Source organism: Bradyrhizobium sp. YCK136 (assembly GCF_044570075.1).
GTDB lineage: Bacteria > Pseudomonadota > Alphaproteobacteria > Rhizobiales > Xanthobacteraceae > Bradyrhizobium > Bradyrhizobium diazoefficiens.
In genome coordinates this window covers 1,929,502-1,942,562 of sequence record NZ_CP172424.1, presented here as the reverse complement: position 1 = coordinate 1,942,562, position 13,061 = coordinate 1,929,502, and the positions used below count along the sequence as shown (strand labels likewise).

The 13,061-nt window shown below is 59.5% G+C and carries 9 protein-coding genes and 2 pseudogenes; 6 read left to right on the top strand and 5 right to left on the bottom strand.

What is annotated here, in order from left to right; all coding sequences use genetic code 11:
• Positions 1 to 13: 13 nt before the first annotated feature.
• Entirely contained in the window at positions 14 to 1,078 is a 1,065-nt protein-coding gene (locus tag ACFLEY_RS09170) for an IS630-like element ISRj1 family transposase (RefSeq protein ID WP_082756082.1), read from the bottom strand.
• A gap of 93 nt (positions 1,079 to 1,171) precedes the next feature.
• On the opposite strand from ACFLEY_RS09170, the gene ACFLEY_RS09165 reads away from it, so the two are divergent.
• Complete coding sequence (locus ACFLEY_RS09165; RefSeq protein WP_060908796.1) at positions 1,172 to 2,452, top strand: IS110 family transposase; 1,281 nt, start codon at positions 1,172 to 1,174, stop codon at positions 2,450 to 2,452.
• A gap of 236 nt (positions 2,453 to 2,688) precedes the next feature.
• A complete protein-coding gene (locus ACFLEY_RS09160) occupies positions 2,689 to 2,853 on the top strand; it encodes a DUF3309 family protein (RefSeq protein WP_082755440.1) in 165 nt (54 codons plus the stop codon).
• A gap of 610 nt (positions 2,854 to 3,463) precedes the next feature.
• Here the strand turns inward: ACFLEY_RS09160 and ACFLEY_RS09155 are convergent.
• Together ACFLEY_RS09155 and ltrA are read right to left on the bottom strand one after the other, a co-directional pair.
• Positions 3,464 to 4,153, bottom strand: a pseudogene (locus ACFLEY_RS09155) (TCP-1/cpn60 chaperonin family protein); the annotation flags it as partial.
• 254 nt (positions 4,154 to 4,407) lie between these two features.
• Positions 4,408 to 5,882: pseudogene (ltrA, locus tag ACFLEY_RS09150) on the bottom strand (group II intron reverse transcriptase/maturase).
• Positions 5,883 to 6,116: 234 nt separating this feature from the next.
• Here ltrA and ACFLEY_RS09145 point away from each other — a divergent pair.
• The 4 genes from ACFLEY_RS09145 (at position 6,117) to ACFLEY_RS09130 (ending at position 9,480) form a co-directional block, all read left to right on the top strand.
• The gene (locus ACFLEY_RS09145; RefSeq protein ID WP_171901125.1) at positions 6,117 to 6,254 is read left to right on the top strand and encodes a hypothetical protein; all 138 of its coding nucleotides are present in this window, start codon (positions 6,117 to 6,119) and stop codon (positions 6,252 to 6,254) included.
• Between the two features lie 477 nt (positions 6,255 to 6,731).
• Positions 6,732 to 6,980, top strand: a complete 249-nt coding sequence (locus tag ACFLEY_RS09140) for a hypothetical protein (protein ID WP_060908798.1) — start codon at positions 6,732 to 6,734, stop codon at positions 6,978 to 6,980.
• Between the two features lie 307 nt (positions 6,981 to 7,287).
• Complete coding sequence (locus ACFLEY_RS09135; protein ID WP_060908799.1) at positions 7,288 to 8,652, top strand: trehalose-6-phosphate synthase; 1,365 nt, start codon at positions 7,288 to 7,290, stop codon at positions 8,650 to 8,652.
• Positions 8,653 to 8,949: 297 nt separating this feature from the next.
• Positions 8,950 to 9,480, top strand: a complete 531-nt coding sequence (locus tag ACFLEY_RS09130) for a DUF1003 domain-containing protein (protein ID WP_060908801.1) — start codon at positions 8,950 to 8,952, stop codon at positions 9,478 to 9,480.
• Positions 9,481 to 10,457: 977 nt separating this feature from the next.
• Here ACFLEY_RS09130 and ACFLEY_RS09125 read toward each other — a convergent pair.
• Together ACFLEY_RS09125 and ACFLEY_RS09120 are read right to left on the bottom strand one after the other, a co-directional pair.
• Entirely contained in the window at positions 10,458 to 10,829 is a 372-nt protein-coding gene (locus ACFLEY_RS09125) for a hypothetical protein (protein WP_060908802.1), read from the bottom strand.
• 123 nt (positions 10,830 to 10,952) lie between these two features.
• A complete protein-coding gene (locus ACFLEY_RS09120; RefSeq protein ID WP_246740527.1) occupies positions 10,953 to 11,360 on the bottom strand; it encodes a hypothetical protein in 408 nt (135 codons plus the stop codon).
• Positions 11,361 to 13,061: the final 1,701 nt, after the last annotated feature.

The following is a 13,061-nucleotide window of genomic DNA, read 5'->3' as shown; positions in this document are numbered from 1 at the left end:
CTAGTACCCGGAATCAGAGCTGAGTGATACGGCGGCCTTTGAAACGGCGTTGACGGACCTTTTTCTTGGTCCAGACGAAGGGCTCGGCTCTGTCGTTGTATGCGTTGACGTAGGCATCGATGTGTTCCTGAAGCTGCTTGAGGCTCGTGAAGGAGGTGCCGCTGAGCGACTGCCCCTGCAAGATGGAAAACCATACTTCGACCTGATTGAGCCATGACGCACTTGTCGGCGTGAAATGAAATTGCACGTTGGGGTGGGCCTTGAGCCAGTCCTCGTTCTTTTTATGGGTGTTGAGGTTGTCGAGGATGACGTGAAGCTTGCGGTTCGGAAAAGCCGCGGTGACGCTGTTTATGAAATCGAGAAACTCGACGCGGCGCCGGCGTTTTGAATGGGTCGCGATGATCTTTCCGGTGGCGACTTCGAGCGCCGCAAACAATGTTGTGGTGCCATGCCGCTTGTAATCGTGGCTTTGGCCGGTCAAGGCGCGGCCATTGGGCAACTTCAGATAACCCTGCGCTCGCTCCAAAGCCTGGATCGAGGGCTTCTCGTCCACGCACAGCACAATGGCCTTCGCCGGCGGCGCGACATAGAGGCCGACAACATCGGCGGCTTTGGCCGTAAAGTTCGGGTCGTTGCTCTCGCACCAGGACTTGCGAGCCACCAGGTCAATCTTGTGGCTGCGCAGGAACCGCCAGACATATTGGACATCGACATCGCCCAGCGCCTCGGCCAGCAGGGGGCCGGTCCAGCGCGCAAACCCTTGCGGTGGCGGCTTATCCAGCAGCTTCAGAATCCGCTTGTCGGTCGTCTTCGTATAGATCGGCTGCTTGCCAGGCCGCGGCTTGTCTTGCAGCCCTTCAAGGCCATGGTCGGCATAGCGATGCCGCCAAAGGCTGACAATCCGCGGCTGGACCCCAACTTCCTTGGCGATCGACCGGGTGCTGCGCCCATCCGCCGCCAACAGAACTATCCGCGCCCGCTTCAAATCGCGCTGCAACGTCACCGGTGAGCGACAGCACGCCTCAAGCACCTTGCGATCTTTCCTCGAAAGGTGGACTTCTCTTGCTTCGGGTATCATCCCGACCTTGAATCACGACTCACGTTCCAAGAAAAGTGGGTACTAGGACTCGACGAGGCCTACCTCAGGGCCTTGCAATAAAGGAGAGACGCAATGGAGCGCTATGTGGGATTAGACGTGTCACTGAAACTGACTTCGATCTGCATCGTCGATCGGACAGGGAAGGTCGAGCGCGAAGGGGTGGTTACATCTGACCCGGAGGCGATTGCGACGTTTATCAAATTGCACGCGCCACAGGTCGTTCGGATCGGACGCGAGACCGGAGCAACGTCGACATGGTTGTGGACCGAGCTGAATAAGCTCGGGTTACCCGTTATCTGCATTGACGCCAGGCATGCGAAGGCGGTTCTGAAGATGCAGATCAACAAGAGCGACCGAAATGACGCTGCTGGTATAGCACGTATCATGCAATGTGGCTGGTATAAGGAGGTTTGTGTCAAGGATCTCGATAGTCATGCGACCAAAGCCCTTCTTGTCAGTCGAGCCCTGCTCGTCAAGATCAAGCGGGATATCGAAAATCAAATCCGGGGGCTCCTCAAGAACCTCGGGCGTGTCATCGGACGAGCAAAGATGAATATGTTTGCCGTGCGCGCCGCGCAGTTAGCCGAGGATCGGTCAGAGCTTTTTGCCGCGGTAGATCCATTGCTGAAGGCACGCGAGGCCGTCGAGCAACAGATTGTGGACCTTGACCGCAAGGTGCTGCGGCTGGCTCGCAACAATGCCCAGGTGCGACGGTTCATGACGGCTCCTGGCATCGGCCCGGTCACGGCCCTTTGCTTCCTCGCGACGATCGATGACCCCGCTCGCTTCAAGAGATCGCGAAGCGTCGGAGCCTATACAGGGCTAACGACCCGCCGATACGCATCCGGCGAGATTGACTGGACAGGCCGAATCTCGAAATGCGGCGATAAGATGCTGCGAAGTTACCTCTACGAGGCGGCCAATGTGCTGCTCACACGCGTAGCAACATGGTCAGCACTTAAAGCGTGGGGCACGCAACTCGACTTGCCGCTTGAGATGCTCCAAATTCGAGAGGATACGACCATGAACCAGCAGACAATGAAATACGCGATTGCGGTCGCACTCTTCGGTGCGGCGACGCTCGCCTCGGTGCTGCCTTCGGGGGCAGCTCCGATCTCGCCGAGCACGACTCTTCCGACACAAGCGGCTTCATCGTCCGCAGTGACAGAAGTCTACTACCGACGCCACTACCGCGGTCGCGGCTACTACGGCGCTCCGGGGGCCGCAATTGGTCTTGGCATCCTGGGTGCCGCGGCTGGAGCCGCCGCCTACGGAGCCTACGGGCCAGGCTACGCGCCAGATTACTACGGCGGCCCGTATCCCTATCGCCGCCAATACTACGCCCCGTATTGAGGGCACGAGCGACGCTGTTTGGGCGTGGCAACCTCTGTCACAGACCATTCCCACTCAACACGCGCTCGAGCGCGCACTGGATCGCGATGGCGCGGCTGCGCCCTTGTGATCCGGTCAACTGCATCGGCCCCTCCCATCCGGGGTCGCCTGCGGGCTCTTGCAGGAGGTCGACGAATCGCAAGACAGACAAAACTTGAGACCCAATATCCACAAGGTCCCACCAAAGGAGTCGGACAATGTCGATCGGACTTATCCTCATCATCCTCCTCATCATCTTCCTGCTTGGTGGCTTCAGCGGCCGCTTCGGCGGCTACGGCTACGGCTATGGCCACGGTGGGATGGGGGTCATCGGTACCATCCTGGTCGTCCTCGTCGTATTGCTACTTCTGGGTCGGCTCTGACCCTCGCAGGGTCGGCTGTGTCGACCGGGCGCCTCCCAAAATATCCTGTCCCCGGCGTACCGGGTCCCAACGAGCCCCGACCAGCTGAAGCCGACAATGCCCGCCGATGAAGGGGTGTTTGTGCCTGCCTCGGTCCTGCTGCAGCGGCTGCACGACGAGGCACCGGCAAGATCACTTTGCCCCTGGGCTGGCTGATGGGTCGCCTACACAAGCGCTCCTCCGGCCTTATCATGCTGCTGCTCGCTGTGGTCGCTATTGCACCGGGTGTCTCGATCGTAGCCGGCCTGCTACTCATGATCCCCGCGTCCCAGGTGATCGCGGTCTTCGGTCTCTGGTCATCACAGGGGCGACCAACCAGGGCGGAGCTATGCACTTCCCAAAATCCAGTAACGGTGAGGTGCGTCCTGACTGGTTTGGCAACAGTTCTCACCCGCCACCCGGCTGCAAAGTAGAGTGCTGATTTTGAGATATTGCACAAGGCGTCCTCACGGAAATCCGTGAAACGGCGAGAATTCATCACGCTTCTCGGCGACGGCTTTTTGCTGGTTCCTGCAAAAAGGGCCCATCTCTGCCGGGCCTTGGCTATTGTTGAGCTCTGAACGAGTAGGACTTAAAAATCCATACCATCCATGCCGCCACCTTGAGGCATGCCGCCACCGCCGGCATTCTTCTTTGGCAATTCGGCCACCATGGCTTCGGTAGTGATCAGGAGCGCCGCAACAGAAGCCGCGTTCTGAATCGCCACACGAACGACCTTGGTCGGGTCGATGATGCCCTTGGTGACCAGGTTGCCGTACTCGCCGGACTGGGAGTCAAAGCCGTAGCCATACTGATCCTTCTCCAGGATATTGCCGACGATCACCGAGCCGTCTTCACCGGCGTTGATCGCGATCTGGCGCGCCGGATAGGACAGCGCCTTGCGCACGATCTCGACGCCGGTCTTCTGGTCATCGTTCTTGGTGCGCAGCCCCTTGAGATGCTCGGAGGCACGCAGCAAGGCGACGCCGCCGCCCGGCAGGATGCCTTTCTCGACGGCAGCGCGGGTCGCATGCATCGCGTCATCAACGCGATCCTTGCGCTCCTTGACCTCGACCTCGGTCGCGCCGCCGACGCGGATCACCGCGACGCCGCCCGCGAGCTTGGCGAGACGCTCCTGCAGCTTTTCACGGTCATAGTCCGAGGAGGTCTCCTCGATCTGCGCCTTGATCTGCGTCACCCGCGCCTCTATGTCGGCCTTCTTGCCGGCGCCGCTGACGATGGTGGTGCTCTCCTTGTCGATCATCACCTTCTTGGCGCGACCGGGGGCGTACAAGACCGTCCCGAAACGACATTCTGCTCGAAGCATCACGAAATAACTGCCAAGGCCGCGGCGGCTAAGGATCCGGTCAAGGCCCTGTGGAGCGAAAGTCGTTGGACGCGGCGGCGGTTGGCTGCAACCGTCAAGGCGCGTCAGCGAAAAGCAACGGCGTGAACAAATCTAGTTCGCGGTAGGAACACCCATCACTGGGCGCCCCCCGCGCAGATCCCGGCGAGCCCAATTAAGGCACCGGGCTCCTACCTCGGGTGTTTGACGGCGAAGCGCAGCTTCGGCCATGGATGAAGGATGCGAGCCTTGGGGAGCCAGTCATCGGTGATCTGCGTTATGCGATCCCAGGTCAGACAGGTCCGCTGACTGCGCCGCCGAAGCGTCCGCCTCCAGAGATCGGTCAGATAGAACCGAAACGCATTGAGCGCTCGGCCATTCGTCGGGACAGCAAAGTACGCAAAGTGGCCGGTCAAGACCTGCCTCAGCCATTTCCCTTGTGCAGGGATCGGCCAGTGCATTCGGCGCCTTAGCTCCTCCTTGATTTCGCGGAGTTTGGTTCGCAAGCGGTCGCTACGGGTCTTCCGTTGAAGCTGGAAGCGCCCTTGGCGTGATTTGCCGCAGATAAACGTGAACCCCATGAACGCAAAGGTTTCCGGCTTTCGTCCGCGCTGCTTGCGTTGAGCCGCCGCATGGCGACCAAACTCAATCAGGCGGGTCTTGGCCGGGTGGAGCGTCAGCTCGAACTCCTCCAGTCTCGCGCGCATCGCGTCAAGGAAACGACGTGCGTCATCCTCGCGCTCAAAGCCGACTACTACATCGTCCGCGTAACGCACGATGATCATGCCGCCGGAGACCTCGCGCTGTCGCCAGCGTTTGGCCCACAGGTCGAGAGCGTAGTGCAGGTAGATGTTGCCCAGAAGCGGTGAAATCACCGAACCTTGACCCGTTCCCCTGTCATCAGCGGCTACGACGCCGTCTTCGAGAACACCCGCCTTCAGCCATTTCTGAATGAGGCGGATGATGCGCTTGTCGCCGATCCTATGTTCCAAGAAGCGAACCAGCCAAGGTTGACTGACTGCGCCAAAGAAGTTTTGGATGTCGGCGTCAATGATCCAGTTCACGTTCCGCGTCTCGATCGCTGTGCAGAGCGCGTCCAACGCATCATGTGGTCCTCTGCCGGGCCGAAACCCGTAGGAAAAGCCACAGAAGTCTCCTTCGTAGATGGCGTTGAGCACGATGACGGTGGCGCCCTGGACGATTTTGTCTTCGAGAGCCGCGATCGCTAACGGGCGCTGCTTGCCGTCTGCCTTTGGTATGTACGTCCGGCGAGACGGTTGCGGGCGATACGCTCCTCGTTGGACCCGTTTGTGCAGATCGGCGAGCCGGGGCTCGAGATCTTCCTCGTAGTCCTCCCACGTCATGCCATCCACTCCGGGAGCAGCCTTACGCCTGAGCGCAAAGAACGCCGCCCGCAGTGTATCGACATTGATGTGGTGAAAGAGCGCGGTGAACCGGTCCTTCTTCCTCAGCCTTGCGGCTGTCCGTACGCGGTCCAGCGACTGGGTCATGCGAGCCCGGCCCTGTGTCCGGTGCATGCGCTGCTGTTCCGCGTTTCCCTTGGTCCCCGGCCTTGGCTCCGCCCACTCCGCCGCCAGTAATCCGGCTTTGTTCGTTGGCTTCTCTCAGCTACTATGCCAGAGTCAGACTTCTCCGTGTCGTGCATCAGCGGCTACAGCTCCTCGCCTTCCCGCTGCGGACCATCTCCTCCGAGAAGGAAGATGGCCGACCCGGAGATATCCCGGTTCCCGTACAAGGAGCTTCCATACATGCCAGGGTCTACGACCACGCCGGGTTGGACGGGTGCTCGCGTTTGCGCACTCGCCCATATTGCCTTCCGCTCTTTGGACAGCGTCGGCTCCCGAGATAACACTGTTTCGCGGCTCAATGGCTGGCCTGCATGCTCCCCTACCGACGCTTCGCCGACACCCTCGCGGACGCCTGCGCACGGCTCGGGGCCGATGTGGTTCGCTACACCTTCATCGCAATGGACTTCCACCATCTATTCCTTGCCGGTCTCCCGGCGCACCCAAAGTAGTGTTAGCGCACACACGAAGCGTCCTTATGATCGTGCAGGAAACGGGCGATCCGCGTCTTCAACAGGGTGGCGTCGTGCGATTTGCCCGAGGCCGCCTGCTCGAAGAGCCTGCGCTGGACGTCAGTAGGTAAATCATTCCATTCGCTGACAAGGGCGCACCCAGACATTCCAGGACTCTGCGCTCCACGTCCCGCAAATCGCTGGCCTCATAGGGTAAAGGCCACGCCAGCTCCTGCGCTCCGCCTTCCTCGTCCCAACGGTCGAGAGCGGTTGCCATTGCTTCTCCCGACGTTGGCCTTCGACCTTTCTTTTTGACCATTCTATATGGTCGCACATATCGGCATTAAGCGCCATTAGCTCGATCGCGGGTCGATCCGACGCGGCAATCCTTCCAGTACCGAGAATGCCGCGTCCGCGGAACTCGGTAGTTCGCCCGTCGGTTATTACAACGCGCGGCGTACAGGCCCAAGGTTTACCATGGATGTGATCGTTACTCCGGCAGAGGGAGGCACGGTTTGGCGGCTGGCGGACCTGCTCGGCCGCTCGATGGGGCGCATCACGGCAAGCGCTCCCCGTCAGTTCATGATCCATCCGGAGGGCCGCGCATCGGAAACTGTGGCCGGCATACAGCAAGGGCCGCACGCCTCGCTCGACGCCGCACTGGCTGAGATCGAGAGGCACACCCGGGGCGTCTGCCGTCGAAATCCCGGCGAAGATCAGTTTTAGACGGCGCCCAACAACCCAGCTGGTCGGCAGAGTTCCTGTATTTACTGCGAGAAGATCTATATGTTTTACAGGTAACGCCTTGATCTTGCCGCTTAATATCCATGCGTCGCGCCCGACCTCAAGCGCCCAGATTGCGTGATGACGGGACCATCGGTTCCGGTAGATGGACTTGTGGATTTTCGCGGGAGGACCGAGGCGAATGTGGGCTCCGGCGGATGTCACCGCTCGATCATTTGCGTTGCCGTGTTCGCCGAGATCTTTTGGCAGCTCGGCTTGACGCAACCCTGACAGCGCGGAGGGGACCCGCTTGAGCCGCCTGGTCATCGTCTCAAACCGTGTCGCCTTGCCGGGAGAAGCTGCGCAGCGCAGCGGCGGGCTTGTGACCGGCCTCGTCGACGCTCTGCATCAGGCTGGAGGCCTATGGTTTGGGTGGAGTGGCAAGCTAGGAGAAACAACACCAGAGCCGAACGTTTTCGAAACCGAGGGAGTGACGTACGCCACCGTCGATCTTACCCGCGCGGACCACGACGGCTACTACAGCGGCTTCTCCAACGCGGCACTGTGGCCCTTATTTCACTATCGTCTCGATCTCATGAACTTCACCCGCCGCCACTTGGCCGCGTATCGACGGGTGAACGCCCTACTCGCCGACGCCCTCGCGCCCCTGCTCAGGCCGGGCGATCTCGTCTGGGTGCATGACTACCACCTGATCCCCATGGCCGAGGAACTTCGCCGCGCCGGGGCCACACAACGGATCGGGTTCTTCTTGCATACGCCGTTTCCGTCTTTGGGGGTGCTGGCGACCCTTCCTCACTACGGCGACCTGCTGAAATCACTGTGCGCTTACGATCTCGTCGGCTTCCAGACGGTGGAGGATTTGACCGCCTTCCAAGACGCCATCCTTCGCCGCGCAGGCGGCAAGATTTCGTCCGATGGCCACGTTCACGCTTTCGATCGGGTTCTGCGCGCCGGCACCTTCCCGATTGGCATCGATACTGAAGCGATCGCCGAAATGGCCAGTCGCGCTGTAAAATCCCGAACGGCACGCCGGCTGCAGGAGAGTCTCCGGGGGCGCCAGCTCATCATTGGGGTGGACCGGCTGGATTACAGTAAGGGTCTCGAGCACCGGTTCAAAGCGTTCGCCGGCTTTCTCGAGGGCTATCCCGCATACCGCAACCATGTCCGCTTGCTGCAGATCGCCACCGCGACGCGCAGCGACGTTCCTGAATACCGTGCGCTGCGGCAGAGGCTCGGTGCGCTGGCGGGCGACGTGGCCGGTCGCTTCGCGGAACTCGATTGGGCGCCGATCCAGTATTTGAACAGGAGCTTTTCCCAGCGATCGCTCGCTGGCTTCTTTCGGCTCAGTCGCGTCGCTCTTGTCACTCCGTTGCGCGACGGAATGAACCTGGTTGCCAAGGAGTATGTCGCTGCACAGAACCCCGATGACCCCGGCGTGCTCATTCTCTCGCCCTTTGCGGGCGCGGCCTATGAACTCGACGCTGCCGTGGTCGCCAACCCGTATGACCCCGACGCCGTCGCCGAAGCATTGCGGACAGCGCTGGGGATGCCACTTGAGGAGCGATGCGAGCGTTGGGGGGCCATGATCGCGGTGCTGCGCCGCAATAGCATTACGGCGTGGCGCGAGAATTTCCTCGGGGCACTCAGCCGCTAGCTTCGGATCATTCGGGACGTGGCATCGGTGCAGCAGGTCGCGATAATCTCGTTCGTCAACGAGGCCGCCCCAGTCCGCCGATAAGGTGTTACTTCGAAATCATCTCCCGGGCGGAAATGATCCACGAGTGACGGGACTACTTGCGTCCGCTTCATCGTCGCGCTGGACCAGATAGACAAAGGCAAGTCGCCCGCAGCGTTCTCCGTTTTCGCGTCAACGTAGTACACTTCTTCTGCGTCCCATCCCAAAGCGGCCTGTACCGGATCGTCATACCCCCCTTAACTGTGGATGCAACGAATGACCAACGAGCAAAGCCACAAAGTGCACCTAAGTCCCGAAGATCAGGAGCGGTTGCGAGAACTTCGGGCGCAAAAGCCTGCGCGCAACTTACCCAAGCTCGCACTGACGCCGGGCGCGATGCTTGCCGACCGGGTAGCTGAAACAGTTGGTTCTTGGCGCTTCATCGTCATCCAAAGCGTCCTACTCGGCATTTGGATCGTTCTAAACATGATAGCATTCATCAACCATTGGGACCCTTATCCCTTCATCTTGCTGAACTTGGTTCTTTCTTTCCAAGCAGCCTACGCAGCGCCCATCATTATGATGAGCCAGAACCGCCAATCCGAGATTGACCGCAGGCACGCAGAACACGACTACCGAATAAATGTTAAGGCTGAACTCGAGATCGAATTGCTGCACAACAAGATTGACGCCTTGCGTGAGCAAGAAATCTTGCAGCTACTCAACATCATTCAGCGTTTGTCCGCACACCTTGCGCCCGAGCTTGTCGCGGCTATCGAGGCCGAAGCGGTGCCGGGCAAGACCTAGGTGACCTTGCTAGTCGCTGAACCGTCAACTGAACTCTGCTAGTTGCCTACTATCCGGCGAATCGCTGCCTCTAATGCGAATTGTCACAAAGAAAAAGCCGCCAGACTGGCGGCTTCTTCTAGAACAAACGCCACTAGGCAGTCACGTTTCACCAACGGTGATGATGGCCCCACCCATAATGATGGCCTCGACCCCATCCGTAGTGATGACCTCGGCCCCCGTGATGGCCCCAACCGTGTACCTGGACGATTGAAGTGTCGGTGCCGACGAGTGCATTCGGATTTGCGCTCGGCATTGCCGACGCAGACAGAATTGGAACGAGCGCAAACGCGCAAGCTGCAACTCCGATCAATAGAATGCGTTTCATGATGTGTTATTCCTCAAATCGCGTTTGTCGCGATGATTGATAATGCGTCGGCACGCGCATTGTTCCCTCGGAAGGAACCAATATCGTTCAAGGCGACGCTCAAACGGCGGAGGGTTTTCCAGCCGAGGGTTCTTGTACTCCCGAATGAGCTACGTCGCCTTTAGCCGCGATCGCTTTCGGTGGGCGCTTTTGTCTCGGGTCGAGTATTGCGGACTGCCTCGGCCAGCATCTCGCGCAGCTGGATTTTAGTCTTTGCGGTTCACGCGTGAAGGTTTTTGTCCATGTTGTCATAGACAACATGTGGAGATGCCACAGGGAAAATTTAACCTCCGTTGGAGCGCCACCCGCATTCTCGGGCGCCGCGTCTCCGCCGGTGGCCGGAGCCGCCCTCTTCGGCGGCTCGACAATCAGTCCATACCTGCCACCGAGGAGGCGAACGTATTGGGAGTCAAAAACGTAGGTGTAGTGATCGTCCAACATCTTGGCGCCAAGATCGAGCTATGTGCGCCCGCGTCAATGTCATGCGGATTTTTTTGCGGGTCTACTTGACGCCGAGTGTAGGGCTACTGAACGCTGACGCTCCAGTCACGGCACTCCCGTGGTCCATATCTCAGGCCAGCCTATGAAATGCTGGCGGCAACGCCTCTCGCACGAGTTCACTTAGATCTAAAGCCTCTCCGCTTTCCGTAATGTCCGAGAATAGAACCTCGACAAAGGGATGTTGGCGGTTGAGCGCGGCGCCTCGCTGGTATTTCGTGCTCACGATCCGCTGAAGTGCGGCAAGGTTCAGCTTGCCGAGCGCGTTGTATTGATCGCGGAACAGACTTTGTCGTCCTCCACAGTGCTCGACAGACTCCGCCCAAACGTCCATCACCTTCCGGCCCATGAACGCCTCGACCCGTTCATTTTCATCCTGAGCAAAAAGCCGCAGCCCGTCAATGGTGTGTGGTCCGTCATCGACCCGAAACTGTGTAAGTGACATGGGAGTCCTCCTGTTATCGGCGTTTATTTACATCGGCAGACCGTCGCGGACTGCACCTCCCTCGTTATCCCATCGTGACAGAGCCAGAGTGACCGATCTCGCATCGCTAGGCGTGTCTTCTGTTCAGGGCAGTTTGCCGCGGCCGGCATCATCCTTGTGCTTGTGCAGAAATCGGGCGATTTGTCCGCGGAGCGCCGCCGTCTCCAATAACTTGCCGACCGACCCGGCGGTGTCGAAGATCTCCCGCCGCAGCGTCGTCGGCAGGGCGTTCCATTGCATGATGATGGCCGCGCCTAGACACCGCAAGACGAGCTCTTCTTCGGCCGCAAGGGCTGCGCCGCTCGATCCGTCCTGCTCCGCAACATGCACTGCATTGTCATAGTCGTCCGCCAGTCCCTGCTCATTCTCCGCGAGCGAGGCAAGTCGGTCCTGCGGTTCTTGAAATTTACGGATCTCAACCGGACCGATCGAACGCTTAATCAGTTCGCCGTACTCGGCTGCTTTTGCAGGATATTGCTGAGATTTAAACATGCCGGGCCCCTTTCGTTGAAAGTCTCGGCCCATTCCGACCACCTCGATGGCATGATCAGACATAAAGAGATATGGGGATCAAAGGTTTCGAATAACGAGCCCAGGGTACAAATAAACTGGCACGAAAGGACCGCGCTATTTGGCATTGTTTGGCTGCTAACAGTCGCGTCTCTCAAAGAGGCTTGCCCCTACAGCTGATTGCAATGATCCCGTCAATTTCTCGATAGTGAGCAATATTGACCAGTGGGCCGCGCTGCCGAGACGGCATGCTGCTGCGATTACCGCCCGGCCGTTGGCACCCATCGGTGAGAGAGAGTTCGATAGTGCCCCCACCCTATCCCACAGGGGGCAGGTTTGCACGATTCACAAACAAGGACCCTATCACCTCGCGCGGCGGCGCCAGCCTCGTTGTCCCAATTGTCAGTCGCGTACGGAGGTGCGAAACATTGCGGCGCCCCGCGCTGGGTTCGAGCACTTGCCCGTTCCCTACCGACAGCATCTGACTTCATCGGGTCGGCGGTGACCTGCGCCTCATAAATAAGGCCGCCCCCGATGCACCGCAGGAACACAGCCAGCTGCGAAGGCTACAGTGAGGACGATGACATGACAGAACTGCCACGCAACGATCTCGATAATCACGATTGGGCCGCCCGGGCGGCTGAGGCTCTGGCCCAGGCAAAAACGTTGCCGCCCGGATCGATACGATCCGAAGCCGTCAGAAAAGGCCGCACAAATTGGCTATGCCGCTGACATGAGGAAATGGTTGCTACCGAAAAGCCAAAAGGGCGCACCGAAAGTGACCGGCTGACGGCGATCCAAGACAATAGGACGCGTCCTCAACTCGGAATCGCAGATTGCCTTCCCGCGCCGATCTCTCGGTTGGGTAGACGCGCACGGGCAGACGGTTGATGGCAAGGACCCATCCCTCGTCCCATGAATCACTCCTCGCCAGCGAGCAACCACATTGTCCCAAGGATGCGTTTGGAGTGTGTTGCGCTGGGCCAGCCGGCTTCGACGTCCGCACATTTGAGTGCGCCAGGTGCGGTGACTGGGAGTATCGCGCTCCCGCCTGATCGAGGCCAGCCCCATGACCATTCAGCGACCGACGTGTCCCAAATGCCAGACAAGAATGATGCTGGCGCGCATTACGCCCGGCCCCGCCGGCTTTTGCATTCGTACCTTCGAATGTCCCGCTTGCGATCTCATCCACCAGCTCCGCGACGAGGCGGTCGCAACGATGAAATCAGCAAATACTTAGGCTTTGTTTCAGGGCGAACTGCGAGCGCCAACGTAGCACGCGCGCAACCGGAAGCGATCAAGCGCCGAAAGTATCGACATGAGCATTGCGGGCGCGAAGAGCCGAGTGCGACGCCCGGGTTGGCAAACGGCCGTGACCTGCTCAGTTCAGATCGGTTTCTACGAACTCAGCGCCCCCTTCGACATATCGAAAGAATGGTTTCCGAAAGGCGCACGACCAGCTCTTTCAGAGCTGTATTCTCTTTTTCGAGAGAGCGAAGGGCGAGCCTCATTCGCATCTCGTCGTCCAGATTCTGGGGCCAAAAGGTTGGCGGCTTTCGCTCGGCGATCATTCCTTCCTCCCAACAGCCCTACGTGCCCTCTCGCGCTCCTTAGCATGACATCCCCCAGGCTACATGCTCTTACAGGCGCTGATTCGCTGGTCAATGTTGCTCAGTTTCGGCG

Excerpts from the sequence above, each read along its gene's own strand:
- ACFLEY_RS09140 (WP_060908798.1), top strand. The coding sequence starts at position 6,732 with ATGGATGTGATCGTTACTCCGGCAGAGGGAGGCACGGTTTGGCGGCTG.
- ACFLEY_RS09125 (WP_060908802.1), bottom strand. The coding sequence starts at position 10,829 with ATGTCACTTACACAGTTTCGGGTCGATGACGGACCACACACCATTGAC.
- ACFLEY_RS09120 (WP_246740527.1), bottom strand. The coding sequence starts at position 11,360 with ATGTTTAAATCTCAGCAATATCCTGCAAAAGCAGCCGAGTACGGCGAA.
- ACFLEY_RS09160 (WP_082755440.1), top strand. The coding sequence starts at position 2,689 with ATGTCGATCGGACTTATCCTCATCATCCTCCTCATCATCTTCCTGCTT.
- ACFLEY_RS09145 (WP_171901125.1), top strand. The coding sequence starts at position 6,117 with ATGCTCCCCTACCGACGCTTCGCCGACACCCTCGCGGACGCCTGCGCA.
- ACFLEY_RS09130 (WP_060908801.1), top strand. The coding sequence starts at position 8,950 with ATGACCAACGAGCAAAGCCACAAAGTGCACCTAAGTCCCGAAGATCAG.
- ACFLEY_RS09165 (WP_060908796.1), top strand. The coding sequence starts at position 1,172 with ATGGAGCGCTATGTGGGATTAGACGTGTCACTGAAACTGACTTCGATC.
- ACFLEY_RS09170 (WP_082756082.1), bottom strand. The coding sequence starts at position 1,078 with ATGATACCCGAAGCAAGAGAAGTCCACCTTTCGAGGAAAGATCGCAAG.